This is a genomic window from Pseudonocardia hydrocarbonoxydans (genome assembly GCF_006539565.1).
GTDB lineage: Bacteria > Actinomycetota > Actinomycetes > Mycobacteriales > Pseudonocardiaceae > Pseudonocardia > Pseudonocardia hydrocarbonoxydans.
The window spans coordinates 1-2,031 of sequence record NZ_BJNG01000078.1 but is presented as its reverse complement, the minus strand read 5'-3'; the positions used below and the strand labels follow the sequence as shown (position 1 = coordinate 2,031).

The 2,031-nt window shown below is 66.6% G+C and carries 3 protein-coding genes; 2 read left to right on the top strand and 1 reads right to left on the bottom strand.

The window, feature by feature from the left end; genetic code table 11:
* Nucleotides 1–280 precede the first annotated feature (280 nt).
* Both PHY01_RS26040 and PHY01_RS26035 read left to right on the top strand, forming a co-directional pair.
* On the top strand, nt 281–487 hold the full coding sequence (locus tag PHY01_RS26040; RefSeq protein ID WP_141282920.1) for a hypothetical protein: 207 nt from the start codon (nt 281–283) through the stop codon (nt 485–487).
* Between the two features lie 606 nt (nt 488–1,093).
* Complete coding sequence (locus PHY01_RS26035) at nt 1,094–1,306, top strand: hypothetical protein (protein ID WP_141282918.1); 213 nt, start codon at nt 1,094–1,096, stop codon at nt 1,304–1,306.
* Nucleotides 1,307–1,404: 98 nt separating this feature from the next.
* Here PHY01_RS26035 and PHY01_RS26030 read toward each other — a convergent pair.
* Nucleotides 1,405–2,031, bottom strand: a 627-nt coding sequence (locus PHY01_RS26030; protein WP_141282916.1) for a site-specific integrase, incomplete at its 5' end; no start/stop codon positions are given.

Genomic DNA, 2,031 nt, shown 5'->3' with positions numbered 1-2,031 from the left:
CACTTCAGCGAGGCGGCGACTCGCTGACCAGGCACATCATCGGCCGGACCCGGCTCATGTGCCCATCAACTGCGGAACGCGGGACTCCCACGCCGCTGATGCCGCCGGCGGGCGCGACCGCGGTGGTCGGTCGCGGTGGGTCCGCCGCGGTTTGCTCGGCGCTGCCGCTGCGGCAGCGGTCTCCGTGGCGTCGGTGGTTCTGGTGGGTGCTCCGTCGGCTCTCGCCTCGACCGAGCTGACCGCACCGTCCTCGGGTGGTCCCGCTGCGGCGTGCGCGCCGGTGGACCCGACCATCCTGGCGGAGCGGGAGACGGCGTTCGAGGCGATTGTGGTCTCGGTGGCGGATGGTGAGGCGCACCTGGAGGTGCAGCACACCTTCGTCGGTCAGGTCGACAAGGACGTGATCGTGACCCAGTCGGTGACCGGTGGTGGTGTCAGTGAGTTCGGCCCCGCCGAGTTCGTCGGGGGGAAGAGACGGGACTGCTGACGGTTCGGTTGACATCTGATCTGTGAGGACTGTGGTCCTCGCTGGAAGGATGTCAACCGAACCGTCAGCAGTCCCGATGTCGGTCCACGAGTCGGTCCACGAACTGCTGTTGCCAGGTTCCTCTGTTGCCTGATCGAGCACCAGTAGAACCGTCGATTCGCCAGGTCGCCAGGCATGTGGGCGTCAGCGTGCCGACTACGGATCAGAAGGTTAGGGGTTCGAATCCCTTCGGGCGCACCACGTTTTCGCAGGTAGAACGTCTGCAACGCGATCACACAAGACCATCGCACACACAGGATGACAACGGTGTGTCGTGAGGCGTGTTCCGCGCGTACGACCGCGCACGGTCCGTAAATGACAGTGGTGTAACCTCGCGGACGGCCACACTGGAGTGTCCGTGGGCTTGTTCGGCGCCTTGAGCGCGGGGCTCGTTCTCCTCTCCCGCGGATCGACCTCGGACCGAGTGGGGCGAACGAGCTATCTGACGGCGTACAAGCCTTCGATCCTGCTTCACCGCGGGAACAACTTCATGATCGCCCTACCACACGCTTGACCTGCAGTACTCGGCTGCAAGTCTGACTCTCCCGTGGGGTAGATGTGTCCGAGTTGTCCCTGATCGTCGCCGCGGTTCTGGCCGTGTCTGCTCTCGTGAGCCTGACGCTCATCCTGGTGTTCTTGCTCGTTGTCTATCTCAAGGGCGGCAAGGACGACCTCAAGGTCGCCGCGGACGCGCTGCACCGAGTGCGAGATGTGGGTGTGGGCCCGTCAGTGCGCGCAGCTCTTGACCGGCGACCTCGGCGTGATGATCAGCAGACCTGAGCACGGCCTGAGGTCGACTTCGCGTTCGCGCCCTTGTCATCACCCTCGCGCGCATCGTTGGACGACGCAGGGACGTGCTGGGCGTCAGCCAGACAGCGTCACGCGTCGCGTCGTGCGCGGGGCACCATGCGGGCGGTCGCCTCGGCGGCTGCGGTCGCCACTTCGGGGTAGACCGAGGTGTAGGTGTTCGCGGTGAGCGCGATGTTGGAGTGGCCAAGTGTCTCCTGCACGGTCTTCATCGAGACGCCGGCCGCGAGCATCAGCGATGCCGCGCCGTGTCGGAGATCGTGCAGCCTGATCGGGGGCAGGCCAGCGCCGACCGTCAGGTCCTCGAACCGGTCGGAAATGTCGCTCGGGTCGAGCGGTGAGCCGTTCTCTGCGCAGAAGACCTTCCCCGAGTCGACCCAGGCCGAGCCGGCGGCCATGCGGTCCTTGCGCTGGACGAGCCGATGGGCGCGGAGCGCGGCCACCGAGTCTTCGTCGAGAGCGATCACGCGCTCCCCGGCGTCGGACTTCGGCGTGTCCTCGTACACCACACCTGCGATGGTGATCCGCTGGCGTACGACGGCGATGGAGCCGCCCGTCAGATCGACCTCGGGCCATTCCAGGCCGCACGCCTCGCCGCGTCGCAGGCCGCGGAACGCGTAGAGGTGCCACAGCGCGTACAGCCGGTCCTCGGCTGCGTGATCCAGGAACTGCCCGAGCTGATCGGGGCGCCAGACCAT